This is a genomic window from Allomuricauda sp. ANG21 (genome assembly GCF_040705235.1).
In the GTDB taxonomy this organism is placed as follows: Bacteria; Bacteroidota; Bacteroidia; order Flavobacteriales; family Flavobacteriaceae; genus Flagellimonas; species Flagellimonas marina.
The window spans coordinates 22,240-46,768 of record NZ_JBFCVT010000003.1; the positions used below are offsets into that span (position 1 = coordinate 22,240).

Genomic DNA, 24,529 nt, shown 5'->3' on the forward strand with positions numbered 1-24,529 from the left:
CAAAGTCTACAGGTCTTCCGCTTCTTTTTTGGCCAACTTGAACTCCGACATCAGGTTTTGGACAATTTCGGCGGCTGGGGTAATATCATGTATCAGTCCGGAAACTTGTCCAATTTCCAGTTCCCCTTCTTCCATATCACCCTCAAACATCCCTTTTTTGGCCCGTGCCCTTCCTAACAACGTTTTTAATTCCTCAACCGATGCACCTCTGGCATACGCTGCTTGAACATCTTGATAGAATTTGTTTTTTAGAAGTCGGACAGGGGCTAATTCCTTCAGCGTAAGGTGGGTATCCCCTTCCTTTGCATCGACTACACGTTGTTTAAAAAGTTGATGTGACGATGCTTCTGGGCTGGCCACAAATCGGCTCCCTACCTGAACGCCATCGGCACCAAGCACCATGGCCGCCAACATGGCCCTACCCGTGGCAATGCCACCAGCCGCAATCAACGGAACACTGATTTTTTCCTTCACCGAAGGAATCAAAACCATGGTGGTGGTCTCATCCCGTCCGTTGTGTCCCCCAGCTTCAAAGCCTTCGGCAACAATTGCATCCACACCAGCTTCTTGGGCTTTTAGTGCAAATTTTACGCTGCTCACCACATGCACTACGGTAATACCCTTTTCTTTCAAAAAGGAGGTCCATGCTTTGGGATTTCCAGCGGAAGTGAACACAATTTTCACCCCGGAATCCACAATAATCTGCATCAAACGGTCAATATCTGGGTAGAGCATGGGAACGTTCACCCCAAAAGGGTTGTCCGTGGCTTTTTTGCATTTTTCGATGTGTTCTTGAAGGACTTCAGGATACATGCTGCCCGCGCCCAATAAGCCCAATCCACCTGCATTGGAAACGGCGGAGGCCAAACGCCAACCACTGGCCCAGACCATCCCTGCCTGAATGATGGGATATTGTATTCCGAATAGTTGTGTGATTCTGTTTTGCATGAAATAGTAAATAATTGTCAAACTGAACTTGTTCCAGCTTCACATCAAAATAAAAATAATAGGCTAAAAGATTCTGAAATAGCTTGCCTGTCGCCCAAATTCAGAATAACGAAAGATACTAAGAAGCTATGAAATTACCCCAGAACCCACTAATTCATCATCCATATACCAAGCCACAAACTGACCCTCCGTAATGGCGGATTGTTTTTCCTTAAAGTCCACATACAACCCATTTTCAATTTTATAGAGCGTAGCGGGTTGTAGCGGTTGTCTGTACCGAATTCGGGCCATTACCTCCAAGGTTTCATCTACTTTTAAGGCCAAATCGGGGCGTACCCAATGCAGTTCATCATCGGTAACAAAAAGGGTATGGCGATACAATCCAGGGTGTAGTTTTCCCTGACCGGTATAGATGATGTTTTTCTCCACATCGGTATCAATGACGAACAAAGGCTCCTTGGTTCCACCCACATTGAGTCCTTTTCGCTGTCCGATAGTAAAATAATGAGCTCCTTGGTGCTCCCCTACCACTTTTCCATCCGTTTGGGAATACAACGGTTTTTCAGCATTGAAAGCCAATTCTTCCCGTTTATTTTGAAAAGCAGGAACCGTTACTAAGAATTGTGAAGCATCCGTGGGCACTTCCACAATAACGCCTTTTTTGGGACTCAACTTTTGTTGTAAGAATTCCGGCAAATGTACCTTTCCCACAAAACAAAGTCCTTGGGAATCCTTTTTGTCCGCCGTGATCAAATCATTTTCAGCGGCAATCTTTCGTACCTCAGGTTTGGTCAAATCACCTATAGGAAACAAGGCTTTGGATAACTGCTCTTGCGACAATTGACACAGAAAATAGGATTGATCCTTGTTCTTGTCCACTCCTGCCAACAATTGATAGGTTTCAGAACCATCTTCATTTTTGATGGTCCCTTTTCTACAATAATGACCTGTGGCCACATAATCCGCGCCTAATTGCAGGGCAATTTTCAGGAAGACATCGAATTTTATTTCGCGATTGCAAAGCACATCTGGGTTGGGTGTCCTCCCCTTTTCATATTCACTGAACATGTAGTCCACAATACGCTCTTTGTATTCGGCACTTAAATCAACGGTTTGAAAAGGAATCCCAAGTTTCTCGGCCACGATCAAGGCATCATTGCTATCCTCCACCCAAGGGCATTCTTCGGAAATGATGACGGAATCATCCACCCAATTCTTCATAAAAAGGCCAATCACCTCGTATCCCTGCTCTTTTAAAAGATAAGCAGTGACACTGGAATCCACTCCTCCCGATAGTCCTACAACAACCTTTTTCATCGTTCTTGATTATGGGTACAAAAATACAAAATATGTTTAGTGACCGTATGTAGTCCATAGTTTGGAGCATACCTTACAAAGCAGGTTGAAGTTCCACAGAAGAGCGCATTGAAAAACCAATTTTTGGTGGCCTTTCATCGATGGAGATTACCGTTCGTCGATGACACATCAAAAGGGTTCCTTTTACCATACAAAAAACCCCGTTTTGACAACTATTAATTTTTTTACCAACCACAATGCCACATCTTTGAAGTCCCAAATCTTTCCAAACTATACCTACAAATGGAAAACTCCCCCAACAACTTGAGGGAGTTTTTTTGTTTAGTGATTATTCCTAATTTTCTTCCTCTTCCAAGATATCGATGATTTCATAACCATCTTCCACGGCCCTATAGACAGCATCATTAAGTTCGTAGGCAGAAATACCGTCAAAGTTGATTTCCTCGGCATCTTGCGGAAGTTCTTTTACGACAGCGCCAATAGGTGTTTCGGAAACCTCATATTCTCCATTGACCTCACGATAAAACACGCCATCCGCATAGCGATATGGAACACCTCGAACCGTTAAAACAATTGCGGTAACAGGTAATGCCCTTAAACGGAAACCTCTTGGTGGAAAAGTTCTTACGTAAACACCCTTTCGTTGTACGTAGTACATTCCACCAACCGGATAGTACGAGATTCTTCGATAAACAATTGGGCGGGTGTTGGCTGGTAAACGTCGTAACGTTCTTCGAACCACTCGACGGTTATGACGACGCACCTTACGCTTAATGACACGTTTTTCATGCCGGGTGACCTGGGCCTCAACGTACTCTACGGAACCCACGGATAAAAAAGCAAAAAGGAGCAATACTAAATGTAGATGCTTCATACTATTAAAATTTAGGATCATATACGGTTAAGACCTTCAAAAAATTGAAAGGTTTAATGCACGACTCTAAATTTTAATCCAAAACTATCTTCTACCGGCTTTTTTCTGCTCCTCGGCCTGCTCCATCATTTCGCGCATTTTACGCTGGAACTTGTTTTCCTTCTTCGGCTTTTTCTTGTTTTCCTGAATTTGGGCATGGATTTTATCCTCATCCAAAATGTAGTTCTTTATGGCCAACATGATGAAAATGGTAATCAGGTTGGAAACAAAGTAGTACAAACTCAACCCACTCGCATAGTTGTTGAAGAAAAACAACATCATAATGGGCGACAGGTACATGATGAACTTCATGTTGGGCATGCCAGGTTGCTGTTGCATCTGCATGCTCTGACCCGTGGTCATCATCATATAAAAGAAGATGGCTACCGATGCCAAAATCGGGAATAGACTCACGTGATCTCCATAAAATGGAATGGTGAATGGTAATTCAAAAATGGTATCATAAGAAGACAAATCTTCCGCCCACAAGAAAGATTTCTGTCGCAAAGAGAATGAAGTTGGGAAAAACATGAACAGTGCGTAGAAAATGGGTAACTGCAACAAGGCCGGAATACATCCGCTCATGGGGCTCACGCCCGCTTTGTTGTACAGCTTCATAGTTTCTTGCTGCTTTTTCATGGCGTTGTCCTTGTACTTCTCGTTGATTTCGGTGATCTCTGGTTTCAACACCTTCATCTTGGCCTGTGAGAGATAGGACTTATAGGTTACGGGTGACAGCACCAAACGCACAATAATGGTCATCACAACAATGGCAATACCAAAAGGTAAGAATGAGCTCAAAAAGCTAAAAAACGGGGTGAAGATGTATCGGTTGATCCAACCAAAAATTCCCCAACCAAATGGGATTGAATCCGCCAAGCCCAATTCTTTGTAATCGTCCAATATTTTCACATCGGTTGGACCGTAGTACCAGTGCATGTTCTGGGACAATTCCCCTCCCTGAAGCTCTAGGGGAGCCTTGGTGCTGTATTCTTTAGTGAACAAGATGTCCTTGCTCTCTTCCTCGACCAAATTTTTGGAACTGAGTTCAGCTGTTTTAAAATGATTCTCTGTTGCCAAAATGGAGCTGAAAAAGTGCTGACGGTACGACAGCCATTTTACGTCCTCTTCGGTTTCTTCGTCCAAGTCACTGCTTTCGGAAAGTTTGCTGATTTTTCCGTCATCATGATTATAGGTTAAACGGGTATAGCGGTTTCCATACTGCACACTTTTGTTATGGCGGATACCTTTTAAGTCCCAATTCAATTCGATGGGTCTAGTGCTGTTGATGATTCCGTTTAATCCTTGGGAACGCACTGTAAAATCAACCAAATACTCATTCGGTTTCATTTCATAGCGATACTCTAAAAACTGGTTATTGCCCACTTTGGCCTTCATGGAAAGCACCTGATTGTCTCCACTTTTAGTCAGTGATGGCTCAAAATACAAATCGGCTGTACTGAGCACCCTATTATCATTGGTAGAAAAATTTAGCGCAAAGTTGGCATTGCCGTCTTTTACCAAATACACCGGAACTGAATCGTAGGTGACAAAATTTTTCATTTTGGCCTCCACAATCTGTCCACCTTTATTGGATACTTCCAAATACAGTACTTCGTTTTCCAATTTGGTGGTTCCGTCAGAAGCTTGGGTAAAGCCAAACGCACCCACTTCACTTTTGTAATTGGCCACTGCGGTGGAATCCTGCAAGTTAATGGGCTCTTGTTGGTTTATCGGAGTGGTGTCGGCTTTCTTCTCAGCTTCCTTTGCAGCCGCTTCAACCTGCTCTTGTTCTGCTTTCTGTGCCTCCAACTCTTCTGGGGTAGGCTGATTTTGGTAAAACATAAAGATGAGTATCCCAAAAATCAGTACAAATCCAATAATGGAATTGATATCCAGCTTCTTCTCTTCCATGAAAATTATTTAGTAGAAATCTATTATCGGTATTTCAGGTGGCAAATATATGTCCAAAACCGCAGTTTATGTCAAACTGGCACTCTTTTGTTGTTGTTTCTGTGCCAATACCGCTTTTACAAACCCCACAAATAAAGGGTGAGGACTGGCCACGGTACTTCGATACTCTGGGTGATACTGCACGCCAATAAACCAAGGATGGGACGGAATCTCTATCACTTCCACCAGTCCCGTTTTGGGATTGAAACCCGTGGGCACCAACCCAGCTTCTTCCATTTGCTGGTTGTAGTCGTTATTGAATTCAAAACGGTGGCGGTGGCGCTCTGAAATATCAGTAGTTCCGTATACTTCGTGTACCAAACTGTTATCGGACAAATGACAATCCCAGGCCCCCAAACGCATGGTACCACCCATATCCGTAATGGATTTTTGTTCTTCCATCAAGCTTATAACAGGATGCGCAGTGCTTTTGTCCATTTCGGTGGAATTGGCCCCTTCCAAGTTCAAAACATTACGGGCAAATTCAATTACAGCCATTTGCATACCCAAACAAATTCCCAAAAAGGGAACATCGTTTTCACGTGCATATTGAACCGCTTTCACCTTTCCCTCTATACCACGTTCCCCAAAACCAGGGGCTACCAATAGACCGTCCAAGCCCATCAATTTTTTATCGATGTTCTTGGCCTCAAGATGTTCTGAATGAATGGAACGCACCTCAACCTCAACTTCATTGGTCGCTCCGGCATGAATAAATGCTTCTTGGATGGATTTATAGGAATCCGGCAGTTCAACATATTTTCCAATCAATCCAATAGTGACTTTGTTCTTTGGATTCTTATGTCGTTGTAAAAATTCTTTCCATTGGTCCAGATTTGGTTCAGTATCATTGGGCAAGGCCAATTTTTCCAAGGCTACGGTATCGAGACCTTCCTCCTGCATCAAAATCGGCACATCATATATGGTGGAGGCATCAATGGATTGAATGACAGCTTCTTTCTTCACATTACAGAACAAAGCCAACTTTTCTTTGATGTCCTCTGAAATCTCATGTTCGGTACGGCAGACCAAAATATCGGCTTTGATACCACTTTCCATAAGAGTCTTCACTGAGTGTTGGGTAGGTTTGGTTTTCAACTCGCCTGCGGCGGATAAAAAAGGAACCAAAGTAAGGTGTACCACAATGCCATTGTGCTCGCCCAATTCCCAAAGCAATTGTCGTACTGCTTCAATATAAGGTAGTGACTCAATATCACCCACGGTACCCCCAATTTCGGTAATCACGATATCATACTCGCCACTTTTACCCAAATTTTGAATGCGCTCCTTGATCTCGTTGGTAATATGGGGCACTACCTGAACGGTTTTCCCCAAAAACTCACCTCTACGCTCCTTTTCAATCACACTTTGGTAAATCCTACCCGTAGTCACATTATTGGCCTGTGAGGTACGAACGTTCAAAAACCGCTCGTAATGGCCCAGGTCCAAATCGGTTTCGGCGCCATCATCGGTCACGTAACACTCGCCATGTTCGTATGGATTCAGCGTTCCAGGATCAACATTGATGTAAGGATCTAATTTTTGTATGGTAGTGCGGTAACCCCTGGCCTGTAGCAGTTTAGCCAAGGATGCGGCGATGATTCCCTTACCCAATGATGAGGTAACGCCTCCCGTAACGAAAATGTACTTGGTCTGTGACATATTAATCTTTCTATTACGGGGCGTAAAGTTACAAATTGCCGGGCAGAAATCAGGAGGATTCCTTTGGAAAATCTTTTTGGAGTTTTCTGATGAGCGGTTCCAAGCCTTCATCTTTAATGGTGAGCATGGCGCTAAGATGGTTGCCAAGTTTCCCTTCGGGAAATCCTTTTTGCCTGAACCACACCAGATAAGCCAATGGCAAATCCACCAGATAACGGCCCTTGTATTTGCCAAAAGGCATTTTATAATGGGCTAGTTCCAAAAGTTGTTTCGGGTCGGGTTGCATTTCCATTTGTAGGCCTAATGTACTATCTTTCGCTGAACAATCTATCCCAATAATGAAACGAAGAAATTTTATTGCCACTGCCGCTGCGGGTTCCGCCGGTTTGGCATCGGTATCTGGCTTTGCCAAGGACAACCAATCACAAAAAGATTTTAAACTGAAGCACAACATCAACCATAGCGTTTGTGAATGGTGCTTTAACGATATTCCCTTTGAAGAGTTTTTACAGACCTTGAATGAATTGGGTGTAAAGGCCATTGATTTAATAGGCCCGGATAGATGGCACATCTTGAAAAAATACAACATCCATTGCTCCATGTGCAATGGGGCTGAAATCAGTTTGACCGAGGGATGGAACAACCCCAAATACCACGAACAGCTCATTAAAAATTACACCGAAATCATTCCAAAAGTGGCCGAAGCCGGCTACACCAACCTCATTTGCTTTAGTGGCAACCGCAATGGCATGAACGATTATGTGGGATTGCAAAACTGTGTGGACGGGCTTTCGCAAATTATGCCTTTGGCCGAAAAGCACGGCGTGGTCATTCAAATGGAGCTTTTTAACCAAGTGAACCACCCTGATTATATGTGCGATAACTCGCTTTGGGGGGTGGAGCTCTGCAAACATTTGGGCAGCGACAATTTTAAATTGTTGTTTGATATCTACCACATGCAGATTCAGGAGGGGGACATTATACGAAGTATACAGAACTACCACCCGTATTTTGGGCACTACCATACCGCTGGTGTTCCCGGCCGCCATGAGATTGACGAAACCCAAGAACTCTACTACCCTGCCATAATTAAAGCTATCCACGATACCGGTTTTAAAGGGTATGTGGCCCAAGAGTTTATTGTAACCTGGGAGGACAAGATTGGGGCGCTCAAGGATGCGTTTTTGAGGTGTGATGTTTGATTTTTTAAAGCATCATATTGTTGTTTTAGTGTAAAGATTGTAGCGTGAAAAAATCTACTAAAATTTTGCTTAGCATACCATCAATTTTATCAATCCTTGTTGTTCTTTATAATTTCTTTTCTAACCTAGGGGGAAAGGAATACGATATGCTTTTTAATTTTATGATTGCCCTTCAAGTTGTCTATCTAATTACATTAGCATATATATTGATTAAATTGTGGAAAGATCCATCCAAAACTAGTTCGGATAAATGGACATGGACTATTCTTATGATTTTCTGTATACAACCAGTTACAACACTAGTTTATCTCTGGGCGGTTGAACCTAAGCATAGCACATAGCATTAAAATTTGTAGAAGAAGGTTTGAACCAAAGTATCTATTTACTTTGACCGATATTCCTTAGTATCACTGCTATTTTCTTAATCGCCGTCGCCACTTCCTGTAGCTCCACCCTAGAAAAGGTATCCTCTTCCACATAAAATAACATTTCCACAGCCAGATTTAGCCAATTGGCCAAAGTTTCGGGCGTGCCGTAGGTGTCCTCTACAAAATTGGATAGTTCCATGAATGGATTATTGGATGTCATATCGGTTTGTATTGATTCCTATCCGCAAGTTCTCGAATTATTTTGAAAACAGTAGCCTTATATATCGTACCATTTGATTTTGCTACCTTTCAACCTCTAAACCCATCCAACATCATGAGGTCTAACCCCGCATTAATGTTACCCCTTGTCCTTATCTTCTTCCATATCGGATGTAAAGATACCCCAAAAGAACAAGCCGAAACCTCAAAGGCCCGGCCCAACATCCTATTTATCATGAGCGATGACCATGCCTACCAAGCCATCAGCGCGTATGATACCACTTTGATACAGACCCCTAACATAGACCGGCTGGCCAAGGAAGGGATGTTGTTCACCAATGCTTCGGTCACCAACTCCATCTGTGCGCCTTCACGGGCCACCATTTTAACAGGAAAACATACCCACATTAATGGAAAAATAGACAACCTCTCCCCTTTTGATACCACCCAGGTCACTTTTCCACAACTATTGCAAAAGGCGGGTTACCAAACGGCCATGTTCGGTAAGTTGCACTTTGGCAACAGTCCCAAGGGGTTTGATGAGTTTATGATCGTGCCCGGACAGGGGCGCTACATGAACCCAGATTTTATTACGCCCAAGGGCGATACCATCCAAAAAATGGGCTACGCCTCGGATATTATTACTGATATGACCTTGGAGTGGCTGGATCAAAAACGGGACCCTGAAAAACCATTCCTAATGATGTACCTGCACAAGGCACCGCACCGTCCATGGTGGCCCAAAGCGGACAAGTTCAAAGCCTATCTGGAAAAGGAAATCCCCGAACCCAGCTCGCTTTTTGATGACTATTCCAATCGCGGTACTGCGGCCCGTACCGCGGAGATGAATATTTTTAAACACATGATGCTCAGCTATGATTGCAAGGTCTATCCCGAACTTGCCGATGAATTGGGTATGAACACCGACCCCAGGAACACACCGCTTTTCAGTAATGGGGAGGTTGCGCGCCTCACAGAGGAACAACAAGCGGAGTATCTTCCCATTTTAGATGCCATTGCAGAAGATTTCAAGACCAAGTGGCCAAATATGGACGATACCGAAAAGACCCGCTGGAAATACCAACGCTATATGCAGGATTACCTGGCCACTATTGCCTCCGTGGACGACAATGTGGGTCGGGTGCTGGACTATTTGGACGAAACCAATTTGGCCGAGAATACCTTAGTGGTCTATACTTCGGACCAAGGGTTTTATTTGGGCGAGCATGGTTGGTTCGATAAGCGATTCATGTACCAGGAATCTTTTAGGACCCCACTGTTGATTCGTTGGCCCAATATCATACAACCTGGAATTACAAGTGAAGAAATGGTTCAAAACCTGGATTTTGCGCAAACTTTCTTGGAAGCTGCCGGGGCTGCTGTTCCCAATGATATGCAAGGGGAAAACCTAATGCCCATTTTCACCGGAAATTTAGAGCAGTGGAATAGGGAGAATGTATATTACCACTATTACGAATATCCTGCCGAACATGCTGTAAAAAGGCATTATGGCATGGCCAACAAGCAATATAAATTGATACACTTTTACCATGATGTGGATGAATGGGAGCTGTACGACCTCGCCAAAGACCCGCATGAAATGCAAAATGTGTACGATGATCCTGCCTATGCCGAAATTCGGGAGAAGTTAAAAGAAGAACTAAAGGCCCTGCGGGTGAAGTATAGGGATTCTGAGGAATTGGACCAGAAGTTTATTGATACATACAAGAAATAAAATGTAGTGCTTGCCCGTAGGTTCGAGTGGTTTCCAAAGGAAACGTATCTAGAATTATCAGTTCACGACTCAAACAAACATTTGCGAAACTATTCAACTGTTTGGAGTGCCTTGGCAATTTTTTGGTTCCACTCCATTTGTTTTTTACGGTTCCGGGAAAAGTTGGTCTCCCAATCATATTGCTCTTGATAGTCCTGAAGCTCTTGTAGAATCTCTTGGTAGATTTTTCGGATTTCGGCCTTTACATTATCTGAAAAAGAGGTTTGGTCCAACCGTTCCCGCATTTTTCGGGCAAAAAGTTCGGCAATATCAAAATGAAGTTGTTCGTGGCTCAGCGTATTTTCATCACAAACTTGCGGTTTGTACCACGATTCATTGGGGTAAAAATAAGCGTTCACCTCATAATCCAGTTCCACCTCATGGTGCATCAAATTCGCGGAATAGGTGTAGCTGATACCGCTGGCGGTGGTGGCTGCAGGTACAGCCGCTGGGGGGACTTTCCCCTTAAAATCGGCCCAAGTAAGCCGTAAATTAGGGTCCCAAAGGACACCTTCCTCGATTTCCTGACCAAAACCCAAAAAACCAAGGAACAATAAACATTGTATGGTAATTATCTTACCCAATGAAAATCGATTACTCTTTCAATATCTGGGTGTAAGCTATAGTCCACCGGACAGGTTCTTGCTGTATTTTCCAAAATCTTTCGATGTTTTTCGGAAACCTCTTTTGGAAGTTCCAATTTCACTTCAATTTTAACGATTCGCCTTGGATCAGCGGCCATGTGTTTGGTTACTTCGGCAGTGGAACCGTCTAAATTCACCTCCAGATTTCCAGCTTTTATGCCCATGGTGGTCAACATACAATTGGCCAAACCAGTAGCAACGGTATCCGTGGGTGAAAAGGCTTCACCCTTTCCGTTGTTATCAATTGGAGCATCGGTAATGTATTCATTTCCCGACCGTATATGCACACAGGTGGTGCGTAAATTCCCGTTATAGGTTACTTTTGAGGTCATCCAATTTTACTTCTTTAATTTCTAAATTATTGTACTCCATAATATAGCAAGCCCTATTGAAATACCCCGAGGTCCAGTTGTTGATATAATCAAAACTGTTTCCGGTATATTCAGTAAGACCAATAATCTTGGAGGTTTCAAATAGATTGTTCTTGTGTGCAAGCTTCAACAACACATCAAAAGTCACGTCAAATCCACGAACCGCGTAGCGATCAGGTCTTAGGCCATTGAATCTTTTCTGGTACGCCTGCACAAAAGAATCATTGCCCGCTTCCCTGTAAAGAGAGGGGTACGTAAACCTTAAGTTGGATAGATGTGTATTGGATACGGCATCGTCCTCAAAGGCGCTGTTATAGCTTGTAGTGAACATGCGCACTCTAATTTGGGTCTCTTTCTCTGATAGAAGACTCGCCGTATTGGCTGAATTTAATATGGAAGTGACACTGGCCACCATATTGGGTTGGTCAGTCTCCAAAAACACCCAATTTTCCTTGTCTTCTGAGAGTCGTACTAAAAACCTGTCTAAGTGCAAGGATTTATTATCGATTACCTTGGCAATCTGCGCCGCAGGAAACTTGCTTAAAATGGAATCGTGCGCCACCTGATGCGTGGAATCAGCGATGATAATTATATTTTGATTCGTATAGATTTTTTCCATGTAGGAAAGCATCTTGCTTCTGAGGACCTCATCCCTAGGCACAGAAAAGAATACATTGGAATGGCTAAACTCACTGTCCGAAGCAATCGGTGCAATGACCGGAATATTCTTGGATGCTGCCTGCACCGCAACTTCATTTAAAGCCGCGGAGGCCACTGGACCAATAATCGCATTGACGCCCTGTAGATTTTCCCGAAAAAGGATTTCTTTCACTTTGGTTTGGCTCAACTCGGTATCATACGTTTTAACATTCACCGAAATGCCCAATTTTTTGATGGAATCCAAGGCCACCATAGCCCCTGAATAAAAACCAAGACTTAGGGTCAAGTCCCGTCTGGTCTTAATCTGACTTTCGGTTTTTTCCTTGTTGTTAACATCAATCCGGTCCAATCGAAACGGCAACATGAACACCACCTTGGGCTTGTTCTCCACATTGACACTGTCCAAAAGATTGATTTTATCCAAAACCAAGGCGTTCTTTACTTCAAGACCTTCAGCCTTTTCCTTTGGCAATTTTAGGACCATTCCCGCTTTAAGTCCATTCTCAAGCGCAGGATTTAATTGGAATAGTTCTTCACGGGTAATTTTTAGGTTTTGGGTCAACCTGAAGATATTTTGCTTGGGTTTTACCTCGTAAAAAATATAGTTGTCGGTATTTACAACCCCGGCTTTGTCTTGTTTTTTAGGAAGCCGAATGACCATCCCTTCTTTTAAACCGCCCAGGGCCATAATTTCAGGGTTGAGCTTAACAATGGAATCTGAAGGTATGCCATATTCCCTACCCAAACTGTACAAGGTCATTTTGGGAGGAACGGTGTACGAAGTGAAAATCTCAACTCTTTGTTCTTTTAAACTGTCACCCTTGGGTCGGGGTAATTTTAATTCGTGGCCAGCGGCAAGATAATTGGTTGTTTTGCTCAAATCTGGGTTGAGGATAAGAAGACTGTCCACGGTAATACCGTATTTGTGGGCGATGCTCCATCGGGTTTCCTTGGATTGAACGATATACGTTTCAAAATCCAGCTCACGTTCATCTTCAGGGTCAATCTCTGGATATTTGGGGACCTGCAGCACCATTCCCTTCTTCAAAGGCTCAGAATACAACTGAGTGTTGTACCGTTTCAGTTGCTCTTCAGTAATCTCATATTTCTGGGTTAGTCCAAATAAGGTTTCTTTCCTTCGCACTCTGTGTCGGGTAAATCCAATGGGTTTTGGCTCTTGTTGGACTTCCTCCTTGGCTTTTTCTTTTTCAACGTTGACCGCACCATTCAAAGGAATGATCAAAATAGTGTTTTCCTTCACGTCGGCGGCACTCTTTATTTCCTTGTTCGCCTGAAGTATGCTATACGGAGTAACGCGATACTTTTGCGAAATACTCTGTAAGGTCTCGCCTTCCTTTACCGCATGTGTTTCATACTTATTTTGTGCAGAAACCGAGATTGAGGCCAACAAAAAGACCACAAAACCCAGTTGTAAAATATATTTTTTCATTCCCATTCTATAGTTGCTGGTGGCTTTGAGCTTATGTCATACACTACTCTATTAACGCCTTTGACCTTATTTATTATATCATTTGAGGTCTTTTGTAGGAATTCGTATGGCAGATTTACCCAATCTGCGGTCATTCCGTCCGTACTTTCAACCGCTCTTAAGGCCACGCATTTTTCATACGTTCGTTCATCTCCCATGACCCCTACACTATCTACGGGCAAAAGCATGGCTCCGGCCTGCCAAACCTTATCATAAAGTCCCCATTTTTTTAATCCGTCAATAAAAATAGCGTCCACTTCTTGTAAAATGGCCACTTTTTCTGCGGTAATATCCCCTAAGATACGGATTCCCAAACCAGGTCCGGGAAAAGGGTGTCTCCCCAAAATAAAATCTTCCATACCCATGCTGGCCCCTACTCTTCTCACCTCATCCTTGAACAACATTTTTAGGGGTTCCACGATCTTCAATTTCATATAATCTGGCAATCCGCCTACATTGTGGTGACTTTTAATCACTGCGGATGGACCTCCACTGGCCGAAACGGATTCAATCCGATCGGGATAAATGGTCCCTTGCGCCAACCATTTGGCATTTTCCACTTTATGGGCCTCATCATCAAAAACATCAATAAAGACGCCGCCAATGATTTTACGTTTCTTTTCTGGGTCGGATTCACCTTTCAAAGCGTTCAAAAAACGTGCCGAAGCGTCAACACCCTTCACATTGAGTCCCATGTGTTTGTATTGGTCCAGAACACTTTCAAACTCATTTTTACGAAGTAAACCGTTGTTTACAAAAATGCAATGCAAGTGTTTTCCAATGGCCTTGTGCAACAACATGGCTGCCACACTGGAATCAACACCTCCAGAGAGACCCAAAATTACTTTGTCGTCCCCAATCTGTGCCTTAAGTTCATCCACAGTGGTCTCCACGAAGGCATCAGGGGTCCAGTCTTGTTTTAACCCCGCGATGTTCACCAAAAAGTTTTCCAACAATTTCTTACCGTCCGTGGTATGGTACACTTCAGGGTGGAATTGGATTCCGTAAGTATGCTCCCCTTCAATTTTGTAGGCGGCATTTTCAACATCGTCGGTGCTGGCCAATCGAATTGCTCCTTCGGGCAATTCTTTAATGGTATCACTATGACTCATCCATACCTGGCTGCCTTCACCCAGTCCTTTTAAAAACTCCTCACCACTTTTAACAAAAGAGAGATTGGCCCTTCCGTATTCCCGTGTTGCCGATGGTGCTACACTGCCCCCATTAAAGTGGGACAAGTACTGTGCCCCATAACAAATACCCAACAACGGCTTTTTTCCCTTGATTTCGGACAAATCGGGATGCGGGGCATTGTCTCCCCTCACTGATGACGGAGAACCAGAAAGAATTACAGCTTTAAATTCCGAGAGGTCTTCGGGTAGCTTGTTGTACGGTTTTATTTCAGAGTAAATATTGAGTTCCCTTACGCGTCTTGCGATCAACTGAGTGTACTGGGAACCAAAATCAAGGATGAGTACGTTGTTCTGCATGGGCAAAAATAGCGATTTGGTTTTTTTGAAAAAGTATCTTTTAAGGGATATTTATGACAAGTTTGTAAACAGCTTATTGTATGCGGATTATAGAAAGTTTTTTAACATCTTTTTTATAGCAAGACCTCATAATCCCCTAACAAAGTGAACAAGTTACATTTTAGCGAATATAACGTTATGTAGTTTTTTTCTTAACACATTTCGTTATTTCTTTGCCATTCATAAACACTAAACCATGATCAAGGGGTTTATCTTCGATTTGGATGGCGTAATTACCGATACGGCTGAACTGCATTATGAAGCTTGGAAGGCATTGGCCGATGAAATGAGTTGGAATTTTGACAGGGAAGTCAATGAAAAACTTAGGGGTATCTCAAGAATGGACTCCATTAAGGTCATTATGCAGCACAACAAGGTCTCCTTAGATGAAAGCACCATTGTTGAATTGGCCACCAAAAAGAACGACCTGTATGTGGCCAGCTTGGATAACGTAACGCCCGAAGATTATCTGCCCGGAGCACGAGAATTATTGACCCATCTTAGAACCGAAGGATTTAGTGTGGCTTTGGGAAGTGCCAGCAAGAATGCTGAAAAAGTGCTACAGCAACTCAACGCAACGGGGTATTTTGATGTTATTGGTGATGGAAACAGCGTTGCAAAAAGTAAACCCGCTCCTGATATTTTCCTGTATGCGGCCGAAAAACTGCAACTTCCCCCTGCCAATTGCATTGTGTTTGAAGATGCCGAAAAAGGCATTGATGCTGCCAAGGCTGGAGGTTTTCACAGCGTTGGAATAGGTCCAGAGGAACGTGTAGGCCATGCCGATATTCGGTTTAATACCATGAAGGAAGCCACTTTGTTTGAAGTGAAGTCACATTTCAAAGAATTGTTCTAATAAACTTTACAGTTCCCTTTCTTCGACTCAAACTACTCTTATTCATAAAGTTGGGGCAAAATGTCTATTTTTAAGAGGTAATTCAGCCTCCATGAAAACCAAATTCCTTGTCTCAATCTACCTGCTATTCTTTTGCTTTATTCTTCAAGCGCAAAAAGAAGAGAGACTCGATAGCCTTCTAAACGTATATGAAAATCAACCGGACGGGATTGAAAAAATTGAAACACTGGACCAACTCTATTATGGAACCTTGCATTTAAGAAAACCTGAAGATGTACTGCCTTACGTAAAGGAACAGCTTCAACTTTCCAAAACCCTAAACTATAAAAAGGGAGAAGGCGATGCTCTTTTTAATTATGGCAACTACTACCGCCGCATCTTCGCTTTTGATTCGGCCCATTATTATTTTGAGCTTGCTGCATCCATTTGGGAAGAGTTGGATGACAATGAGGGTAAATTTAAAACCTTTAACGGCTTAGCCAAGATTGAACAATTACAGGGTAATTTTACCAAATCCTTGGAATTATACGAGAAGGTCATGCAGACCGCCATAAACATGAAAAGTGGAATCCGTATTGCTGAAACCAATAGGGAAATTGCCACGATTTACATGGATAAAGCGAGTTATGAAATTGGTATAAAATACATGTTGAATGGACTCCGTGGATTGGATTCCCTTAAAAAACCCTACTTAGAAAAACGTGCTGACATGTTGGTAGGTGTTGGAAGGATTGAAAGTCTCCGAGGAAACGATGAGGCCGCCCTGCCCCATCTCGCAGAAGGGCTTAAAATTTTTGAAGAGCAGCAGAATCCTCTCTGGCAGTGCATCACCCATACCGAGATTGGTTATGCTTACCTTGGCCTTGAAGAAATTGACAAAGGTATAGAGCATTTCAAGAAAAGTCTGGAAATCTCCATTTCTTCGGGTAGAAAAGGTTTTGAAGCCATCTGCTACCACAATTTGGGGTTGGCCAACCGAAAAAAGGGAAACCTTGTTCTAGCGGAAGACTTTCTAACCAAAAGCATTGCACTGGGTAAGACAACGGCCAATAACAATGTGAGTTCCTACAACGAATTGGGCAGTTTGTTTCTAGAGAAAAATCAAATGGCTGATGCTATAAAAAATCATACAAGGGCCATTCATTTGGCTGATTCCATTCAAAGCCTTGCCGAACTCAAGGATGGTTACGAGGGTAGGTCACTTGCCTATGAAAAAAATGGTCAATTTAAAGAAGCATTAGAAGATAAAAAGCACTTCATAAACCTTAACGATTCTATTTTCAATACAACTAAATCCCAGCAAATAGAGGAGCTTCGAACCATTTATGAAACCGAAAAAAAAGAACAGCAAATTGTTCTTCTTGAGCAAGAGGCCAAAGTAAGCCATCTTCAAAAAATGCTTTTGGGAAGTGGATTGGGATTATCTGTATTGGTATTTGGATTTGGATTTTATGGGATTAGGCAGAAATTAAAGCGTAACAAAGCGGAAAGGGAAAAACTTGATGTGGAGCTCGCCTTCAAAAAGAAGGAATTGACCACCCATGCACTACATTTGGCCAAAAAGAACGAAGTTTTAGAGGGACTCAAACAAAAAGCCAAGGAGCTAAAAGAGGGAGAAACCTCCAAAAATGGATACCAACAACTTATCCGCACAATCAATTTTGATTTGCAGGATGATGACAATTGGAAAAACTTTTCTCGCTATTTTGAGGAGGTCCACAAGGATTTCAACAGCAATGTAAAAGCCAAATTCCCGGAAATTACCTCTAACGAGCTTCGGCTTTTAGCACTTTTAAAGATGAACCTCTCCTCCAAAGAAATAGCCAACATTCTCAACATTTCGCAGGAGGGTATTAAAAAAGCCCGTTACAGATTACGTAAAAAATTGAATATCACAACTGAAGACTCCCTACAGGATTTGGTATTGAGTCTTTAATGGGCCCGTTACCCTCTCCACCAATTGTCCTTTCTCTTTTCTAAGAGTGTCCACCTTTTGTCCACCCTCATTATTTCATTGTTCAAAATCAGCGATTTAGGTTTGTGTTGTCATGTATTTGACACCAGTTTTGTGGTCTTGCTCGGCTAAGGGCTGCAGACCGTTACCGGGCGGGTCACACAAAACAGAATCTCAAAGTTTAACCACAAAACAAAAAGAAGTGATGAAAGCAATCAAGAAATTATTCAGTAGATTTTGGACACTAGCACTGATATTTACAATAATAGCCTGTAGCAAAAGTGGAGATGGTGATGACACAACAGACCCAACAGACCCAATTGACCCTTCAACAGCCACCGTTGCAGAAATTGTGGCCAGCGGAGATGAATTTGAAAACTATCCGCCGAATACTACAGAAACAGAAGTTGCGGGTACCGAACAAACAGCAGATGAAGATTATGACAGAAAAGACGAAGGTGAAACCATTGAACAACGCTGGGTCTGTACCAAAAAAGAAGTGGACATCACCGGAGGAACCCATACTTTTCCACTATACAATACCAATGCTTCAGTGATTTGGCCCGGTAATCTGTTACAAGGTAAAACCTTGGACAATGCCACACCATCCGACATTGTGGTAAAGCGTGCCGGTGGAAAAATCACTTATAATCTGGTCACCGGAAATCCAAAGGCCACGGTAGAGGTGGATGTCATAGACCAAGGAACAGTGCAACAGGCCATGAATGATGTCATAGCACAAAACGGGGAGATCACCCCAGCAAATTTTACCTTAGATGTTGTAGCTATAAATTCCAGGGAGCAATTGGCATTGGAAATGGGTTTAAAGGCATCCTCTCTGACTACAAAAGTTAGCTCCAACTTTTCATTGAACACTAACTCGGAATACAGCAGTGTTTTGGTAAAATTGACTCAGGCCTATTATACTATGAGTTATGTAAAACCTACAGATCTTGATGAAGTTTTTCATGAAGATGTAACGGCAGAACAACTGGCAAAATTTATTCAACCGAACAACCCAGCAACTTTTATTTCCTCAGTGACTTACGGTCGCATTTTTTATATGCTGTATGAATCCACCGCATCGGCCCAGGATATGGAATTTGCCTTGAAAGGTTCGTACAACGCAGTTGCTGGAAAAGTAAGTGGCAATGTAGATATTGAGTCCTTACGGGAATACAATAATTTAAGTGTAAAAGTAATAGCTTATGGAGGGGATTCCGAAGGCACTTTAAACGCCGTAGGTGCAACATTTGGCGGAGAGGATGCCGTTGATAATCTCAAAGATATTGTAGATCGACTCGCTGCGTCCAGTGATATCTCTGGTGGTCTACCTCTATCATACGTGGTGAACAGCTTGGAAGATCCCAGCCAAGTTGTTAGCACGAATTTGGCGACCAAATACTCCGTTAAAAATTGTGAATTAAAAGGTATTCTTCCCCCAGGAATATATAGCGATCTTTTAGACCTTTTTGAGGATGGAATCGGAGCCATGGCCAATTTAGGTAACAGTGATGTCCTTGTTTTTAATAAGACAGGAACAAAATATGCATGGTTCAATGGAAATACCCCAGGTATTTTAAGTGATGGCGACAGAAAAATCTTTGACATTAAAGATCCTGATGCCCCTCTAGGAGAACTGGAATTGGAAAGTGTTGGAGCAGCTGTGAAATTTGCGGACAACCTACAGTCTAGACTTTACATCTTTGATGGGAACGGATTCAGCTTACAAATATTCCAACTTACCAATTATGTAGATAACAATCAGTTGCCAGAAGGGCCCATTGGGACAGCAGGCTCTACCATATTGGTCAATGAAACCTTTGGGGACAGCAACAATTTTGCCTTGGGCACCCAAGGAATAGGAGCTGGAGTAAGCGTTGGAGCAACCTCCATGGCATTTTTCGGACTAGATGGTGACGAATACCAAGTGTACAACTCTGCCAGCGGTGGAAGTTGGACCTCTACAAAGCCATCCAATGAATGGTTTGGGGACCCTCAAAGTATAGAAAACAATGGAGCACTGTTTGATGAAGTTGGGGCGGCCACAAGCTTTACCATCGGAGGTTCCAGTAGAAGGTTTATTTTTGTAAATAAGGAGGGAGATGAGATAAATGAATGGTTTTCCTCGGCAACTGTCGGTCAGGATCGTTTTGAGGGACCTTGGGTGATTAATTAAATTATCTTCTTAAAAATAAAAGCAAAAGCCCCGGGAACCACTCCAGGGCTTTTAAATAAAATCAAAACCAACCTAAACATATGAGTTTACCAACTCAAATATTAATTTTCATAGCAATTTTCAATACTAAAACAGTTGTAAGAAGAAATACCCTACCTCAATTCTAAACTTTTTTAAAAAAAATTGTTTTAAATAAAATAAACAACTGTTTATCAATACTTTAATATAGTAAAATCACCGCTCAATGGATTCAAAGAGTCTAGAAGTGTTGGGATTAGCGCATCTCCCATTTCCAGATAGAGTTCTGAAAAATTAAGCTGCCGCTCCTGTAGTGACTTATTGGGAAAAAGCTCATTTTGGATATCGATCATACGGACGACATGATCTTTGAGCTTTCTTTTTTGGGCTTTCAGCAGACGCTTTTCCAATGCATCCAAACCTTTCTTCTGTTTAACTTCTTGGGCCTTTACAGCTCCCAAAAAACTCTTATCGGTTTGCTGCGCCAATTCATAAAGATCTTTGAATTGTTCTTCCAACAATTTTTTCTGGGGTGAAAAATCAATATCGATATTGGAAATATCCCGAATCTTTTTATTGATGAAACTGTGTTGTTTTAAAAAGAGGTGGGAAATTTTCAGATTCAATTTTTCCAACTTTTCAGACTGCTTCTTAGTAATGACCAATACGGAGTTTCGCAACAGCAGCATGGGAAAGGTAACCCCCATCTCCCCGAAATATGATTTCAATTCCAACCAATACGCCAACTCCCCACCTCCTCCAATATAGCAGAGATTAGGCAGAATCACCTCTTGATACAATGGTCGTGCTATTACATTTGGTGAAAATCGCTCTGGATACTTATGCAGTTCATCCTTGAGTTCTTCGGCTGAAAAACTTATTTCGGTATTGAGGACATGAAACTTCCCATTCTTTTTAACAATGCGTTCGCGAATCTCATCTTTCAAATAAAAATAATTGATTTCCCGTGGATTCACCTGAATCGAATAATCTGATGATACTTCAGACAACTTTGTAATGGATTCTGAGACAGCCTTGTAAGGAATATGCTCAAGAATGTCTTTTTCTGCATAAGGAATCAGCATTTTTTTTAAAGCCTTATCGTCACCATCAACAATGACCAAACCTTCTTCGCCAAATAAAGCATTGGCCAAATAGCGTGTGGCATCGGTCAAGGTAGAATGCTCCAAATACGCTTTTTTAAACAACTTTTTGAGTTCTTCCGCATTTCCTGTATTGCCCAGTTCAGGGGACAGCAATTCAAAAACGGCATCAAGTCCTTCAGTACTCAACGCACCAACCGCTCCCGACGCTGAACGATTCCATTGAATTTTTTTTCCGTGAAGGTTGAAATAGTTGATTTCATCAAAATCATGGTCCTCCGTGGCCATCCAATACACCGGCACAAAATGGTTGTCCGGGTATAAATCATTGAGTTGTTTAGCCAAGTTAAGGGTGGATACAATTTTATATAAAAAGTACAAAGGACCCGTGAATAAATTCAATTGATGCCCCGTAACAATAGTAAAAGAATTCTCCTTTTCCAAGGCTGCAATGTTCGCCTGTGTGGATTCGGAAACCTCAAATCCCTTGTATTGTCCCTTCAATGCCTCAACCAAGACCTTTCGGTGCGCAGCAGGATAATTACCCCTTTTCTCTTTAATCTGTTCCTTAAAATTTTCAGCTGAGGGAAATCGGTTATAAAATGGTTTTAGACTTTCCTGCTGATCCAAATAGTCGCAAATAAGCTTGGAAAAATAACCGGTTTCTTTAAAGGGTATACAATCTACTTCCATTAACACTGCAATGAGGTGGTCAAAGATAAACCTCTTGTTTTTTTCTCATCCTAAAAATACGTTAATTACAAATGGCCCATCTTGAACAAAAATTATGACAATAGTTCAATTTATTGTTAGATTTGGTTCTGACTAATCACCTCATACATGACAAAACTATTCCTCTCTTTCATTACAACTTTTGCTTTTTTTATATCCGCAACAGCACAATTAAAGTCCCCTTCGGAGTTTTTGGGGTATGAATTAGGCACCCAATTTACCCGCCACCATGAAGTGGTCGATTACTACGAATATTTGGCCGAAGAGGCCCCAGATAGGGTAAAATTGACCGTCTATGGAAAGACTAATGAACGTAGGCCCCTGCTTTTGGCCTATGTGTCCTCCGCTGAAAACATTTCCAATTTAGAAAGTATCCGTCAAGAGCATTTAAAAGATACGGAAGCGGGTGGAAATACCTCCAAGGCCATTGTTTGGTTGAGTTACAACGTACACGGAAATGAAAGTGTGAGCACCGAGGCTTCCATGAAGACCATTTATGAGCTTTTGACTTCCAAAAGCCAATATCTGGAAAATACAGTGGTCATCATGGACCCTTGTATCAATCCTGATGGCCGAGATAGATACAGCAATTGGTACAATCAATATAAGAACACACCGTATCAAGTAGATTACAATAGCAAGGAACACCATGAAGGTTGGTGGAACGGGCGAAGCAATCACTATATGTTCGACCTGAACCGTGATTGGGCATGGTTGACCCAGGTTGAGAGCCAACAACGTCTAAAAGTTTATAACGAATGGCTGCCGCACGTGCATGTGGATTTTCATGAGCAAGGCATGAACAACCCCTATTATTTTGCACCTGCAGCCGAACCTTATCACGAAGTGATAACCGATTTTCAGCGTGATTTCCAGATTACCCTGGGAAAGAACCATGCCAGGTATTTTGATGCCAACGGTTGGTTTTACTTCACAAAAGAGGTTTTTGACCTTTTTTATCCAAGCTATGGCGATACCTATCCAACGTACAATGGAGCTATTGGAATGACCTATGAACAAGGTGGCGGTGGACAAGGAGGATTGGGCGTTATTACAGCTATTGGAGATACATTGACCTTAAAAGACAGAATTGAGCATCACTTCACCACGGGAATGTCCACCGTTGAGGTTTCTTCACAAAATGCCGAGCGTTTGAATGCCGAGTTCAAAAAATTCTATGACAACCAGAATTTTAAATACAAGAGCTATGTGTTGAACGGGGACAAAGACAAAATAAACGCACTAAAATCGCTCTTGGACAAACATAAAATAAACTACGGCAGTCCTTCTAATGGAACTGTAAAAGGTTTTGACTACACTGCGGGAGGTAGCGGCAGTATGACCACGACCAACAACAGTTTAGTGGTTTCCACCAATCAGACCAAGGGGACTTTGGTAAAGGTATTGTTTGAGCCCAATGCCAAATTGAGCGATTCCCTCACCTATGATATTACGGCTTGGTCGCTTCCTTATGCTTATGGGTTGGATGCGATTGCATCTACATCCTTGGTTTCTGCCAATGGAGCAGCAGAACAGATATCCAGCAGTGATATCTCGCCAGATAGTTATGCCTATATCACAGACTGGAACAGCTTAAAGGATGCAAAATTTCTTGCGGATTTGCTCAAGGCGGGAATCCGTGTTCGTAAAGCAGACCATCCTTTTTCTATTGAAGGGCAATCGTTTGAAAGAGGCTCCTTAATCATAACCAAAGGTGACAACCAGCATAAAAATGATTTTATGGAAGTTCTTACGACCGCTTCCCAGAAATATGGAAAAGGTATCACAAGTTCAAAGACTGGTTTTGTGGATTCTGGAAAGGACTTTGGTTCATCCTCCATTAAAATGATTACCGAGCCTAAGATTGCAGTGCTTTCAGGTGGTCCCTCCTCTACCCTTCGTTTTGGAGAAATATGGCACTTTTTTGAACAACAATTGTACTACCCCCTAACCGTAATCGATGATGATTATGCAGACCAAGTGGATTTGGACGAATACAATACCTTAATTCTTCCCGGAGGAAGGTATGGAAATCACTTTAATGAAAAACAACTCCAGAAATTACAGCAATGGGTCCGAAAAGGGGGCAAAATAATTGCTATGGGCGGTGCCATTGAAGCCTTGGAGGGTGAGAACGGTTTTGGAATAGCGAAAAAGAAAATGGAGAACGATTCAGCCGCCAACACACCAAGCCCCCACAAAAATTCGGAGCGGGAACGAATCAAGGATGCCATAACCGGTGCTATTTTTAAGACCAAGGTAGACAACACCCATCCGTTGGCATACGGGTATGGTAAGGACTATTTCACTTTAAAATTGGGCAATGCCAGTTACAGCTATATGAATAGTGGTAACGCCGTGTATTTGGAGGAAAACACCAAGCCATTTTCTGGATTTGCTGGAAGTGAAGCACAGAAGAAAGTGAAGGAATCCCTTGTTTTTGGTGTAGAAAATTTTGGAAATGGTCAGGTGGTTTATATGGTAGACAACCCACTTTTCCGTGGTTTTTGGGAAAACGGAAAACTGTTTTTTGCCAATGCACTCTTTATGGTGGATTAGTGTTCTTTTTTATTGATTTTAAACCCGTTACCGGTTAAATTTTAAGAAAATTGAAGCAATTTTGATGTCTTAATTTTTG

18 protein-coding genes are annotated in these 24,529 nt (G+C 42.3%); 6 read left to right on the top strand and 12 right to left on the bottom strand.

Annotated elements, in window-relative coordinates; all coding sequences use genetic code 11:
- Positions 1-6: 6 nt before the first annotated feature.
- The 6 genes from AB1A65_RS06895 to AB1A65_RS06920 form a co-directional block, all read right to left on the bottom strand.
- The gene (locus AB1A65_RS06895) at positions 7-948 is read right to left on the bottom strand and encodes a nitronate monooxygenase (protein WP_366587135.1); all 942 of its coding nucleotides are present in this window, start codon (positions 946-948) and stop codon (positions 7-9) included.
- 126 nt (positions 949-1,074) lie between these two features.
- Positions 1,075-2,265 carry a tRNA 2-thiouridine(34) synthase MnmA gene (gene mnmA / locus AB1A65_RS06900; protein ID WP_366587136.1) on the bottom strand — a complete coding sequence of 397 codons (1,191 nt, stop codon included), beginning with the start codon at positions 2,263-2,265 and terminating at the stop codon, positions 1,075-1,077.
- Between the two features lie 334 nt (positions 2,266-2,599).
- Entirely contained in the window at positions 2,600-3,139 is a 540-nt protein-coding gene (locus AB1A65_RS06905) for a DUF6515 family protein (protein WP_366587138.1), read from the bottom strand.
- Between the two features lie 84 nt (positions 3,140-3,223).
- Entirely contained in the window at positions 3,224-5,092 is a 1,869-nt protein-coding gene (gene yidC / locus AB1A65_RS06910) for a membrane protein insertase YidC (RefSeq protein ID WP_366587140.1), read from the bottom strand.
- Between the two features lie 66 nt (positions 5,093-5,158).
- Positions 5,159-6,793 carry a CTP synthase gene (locus AB1A65_RS06915; RefSeq protein ID WP_366587142.1) on the bottom strand — a complete coding sequence of 545 codons (1,635 nt, stop codon included), beginning with the start codon at positions 6,791-6,793 and terminating at the stop codon, positions 5,159-5,161.
- Between the two features lie 49 nt (positions 6,794-6,842).
- Positions 6,843-7,085, bottom strand: a complete 243-nt coding sequence (locus AB1A65_RS06920) for a DUF3820 family protein (RefSeq protein ID WP_366587144.1) — start codon at positions 7,083-7,085, stop codon at positions 6,843-6,845.
- 46 nt (positions 7,086-7,131) lie between these two features.
- Here AB1A65_RS06920 and AB1A65_RS06925 point away from each other — a divergent pair, with 46 nt between their 5' ends.
- Complete coding sequence (locus AB1A65_RS06925) at positions 7,132-7,995, top strand: TIM barrel protein (protein ID WP_366587147.1); 864 nt, start codon at positions 7,132-7,134, stop codon at positions 7,993-7,995.
- Positions 7,996-8,373: 378 nt separating this feature from the next.
- Here AB1A65_RS06925 and AB1A65_RS06930 read toward each other — a convergent pair whose 3' ends face one another.
- Entirely contained in the window at positions 8,374-8,562 is a 189-nt protein-coding gene (locus AB1A65_RS06930) for a hypothetical protein (protein ID WP_366587149.1), read from the bottom strand.
- A gap of 156 nt (positions 8,563-8,718) precedes the next feature.
- Here AB1A65_RS06930 and AB1A65_RS06935 point away from each other — a divergent pair, with 156 nt between their 5' ends.
- Positions 8,719-10,317, top strand: coding sequence for a sulfatase (locus tag AB1A65_RS06935; protein WP_366587151.1), 1,599 nt, complete (start codon positions 8,719-8,721; stop codon positions 10,315-10,317).
- 89 nt (positions 10,318-10,406) lie between these two features.
- Here AB1A65_RS06935 and AB1A65_RS06940 read toward each other — a convergent pair whose 3' ends face one another.
- Genes AB1A65_RS06940 through guaA form a run of 4 tightly spaced genes read right to left on the bottom strand, consistent with a single transcriptional unit; the run spans position 10,407 to position 15,010 of the window.
- Positions 10,407-10,940 carry a DUF922 domain-containing protein gene (locus AB1A65_RS06940; RefSeq protein WP_366587153.1) on the bottom strand — a complete coding sequence of 178 codons (534 nt, stop codon included), beginning with the start codon at positions 10,938-10,940 and terminating at the stop codon, positions 10,407-10,409.
- A complete protein-coding gene (locus AB1A65_RS06945) occupies positions 10,928-11,332 on the bottom strand; it encodes an OsmC family protein (RefSeq protein ID WP_366587156.1) in 405 nt (134 codons plus the stop codon). Before AB1A65_RS06945 ends, AB1A65_RS06940 begins: the two co-directional genes overlap by 13 nt.
- Complete coding sequence (locus tag AB1A65_RS06950; RefSeq protein ID WP_366587158.1) at positions 11,310-13,481, bottom strand: LysM peptidoglycan-binding domain-containing protein; 2,172 nt, start codon at positions 13,479-13,481, stop codon at positions 11,310-11,312. Before AB1A65_RS06950 ends, AB1A65_RS06945 begins: the two co-directional genes overlap by 23 nt.
- Complete coding sequence (gene guaA, locus AB1A65_RS06955; RefSeq protein WP_366587160.1) at positions 13,478-15,010, bottom strand: glutamine-hydrolyzing GMP synthase; 1,533 nt, start codon at positions 15,008-15,010, stop codon at positions 13,478-13,480. Before guaA ends, AB1A65_RS06950 begins: the two co-directional genes overlap by 4 nt.
- A 235-nt stretch (positions 15,011-15,245) precedes the next feature.
- On the opposite strand from guaA, the gene pgmB reads away from it, so the two are divergent.
- The 3 genes from pgmB to AB1A65_RS06970 all read left to right on the top strand — a co-directional run bounded on the left by pgmB (position 15,246) and on the right by AB1A65_RS06970 (position 20,038).
- Entirely contained in the window at positions 15,246-15,905 is a 660-nt protein-coding gene (gene pgmB, locus AB1A65_RS06960) for a beta-phosphoglucomutase (protein ID WP_366587163.1), read from the top strand.
- Between the two features lie 91 nt (positions 15,906-15,996).
- Entirely contained in the window at positions 15,997-17,841 is a 1,845-nt protein-coding gene (locus tag AB1A65_RS06965; RefSeq protein WP_366587165.1) for a tetratricopeptide repeat protein, read from the top strand.
- A gap of 223 nt (positions 17,842-18,064) precedes the next feature.
- Positions 18,065-20,038 carry a thiol-activated cytolysin family protein gene (locus AB1A65_RS06970; protein WP_366587167.1) on the top strand — a complete coding sequence of 658 codons (1,974 nt, stop codon included), beginning with the start codon at positions 18,065-18,067 and terminating at the stop codon, positions 20,036-20,038.
- Between the two features lie 212 nt (positions 20,039-20,250).
- Here the strand turns inward: AB1A65_RS06970 and bshC are convergent, their stop codons facing one another.
- Positions 20,251-21,852, bottom strand: coding sequence for a bacillithiol biosynthesis cysteine-adding enzyme BshC (bshC, locus tag AB1A65_RS06975; RefSeq protein ID WP_366587169.1), 1,602 nt, complete (start codon positions 21,850-21,852; stop codon positions 20,251-20,253).
- Positions 21,853-21,999: 147 nt separating this feature from the next.
- On the opposite strand from bshC, the gene AB1A65_RS06980 reads away from it, so the two are divergent.
- Entirely contained in the window at positions 22,000-24,450 is a 2,451-nt protein-coding gene (locus AB1A65_RS06980) for a M14 family metallopeptidase (protein ID WP_366587171.1), read from the top strand.
- Positions 24,451-24,529 lie beyond the last annotated feature (79 nt).